This is a genomic window from Mesorhizobium sp. M4B.F.Ca.ET.214.01.1.1, from assembly GCF_004791545.1.
Lineage (GTDB): Bacteria > Pseudomonadota > Alphaproteobacteria > Rhizobiales > Rhizobiaceae > Mesorhizobium > Mesorhizobium abyssinicae.
This window is the reverse complement of the sequence record NZ_SRUX01000214.1, coordinates 1-317: the sequence shown is the minus strand read 5'-3', so window position 1 is coordinate 317 and position 317 is coordinate 1. Positions and strand designations below refer to the sequence as shown.

The 317-nt window shown below is 70.7% G+C and carries 1 protein-coding gene; it reads right to left on the bottom strand.

Annotated features, from left to right (window positions below; translation table 11 throughout):
- Window positions 1-317 (bottom strand): heme-dependent oxidative N-demethylase subunit alpha family protein (locus EN857_RS33955; protein ID WP_135897725.1); only part of this gene is annotated, 317 nt, incomplete at both ends.

Sequence of the window (317 nt, the reverse complement as noted above, 5' to 3'; positions counted from 1 at the left end):
GTTCGACCGCCTGGCCCTGCAGGCCGTCGAACATGCGGTTGATGAGGTCCGCCGGTCGCGTGCCTGGGCCGAAGCCCGGCACCGGCGCGTGGATCTGTTGCAGCGGCTTGCCGAATTTTTCGGTGAGCGCCCAGGACGAGGGGAAGCACAGCGAACCCGCGGCCAGACGCCAGCCGCTGACGTCGCGGCGCATGAGGATGAGGTCTTCCTGGACAAGCAGCGAGGCCGCGACCAAGGGCGCGCCGGCGAGGCTGGAATAGATGGCGGGATGGCTCGTCACGCCCACGACCGCAACGCCCGCGTCGCCGCGCCGGTGG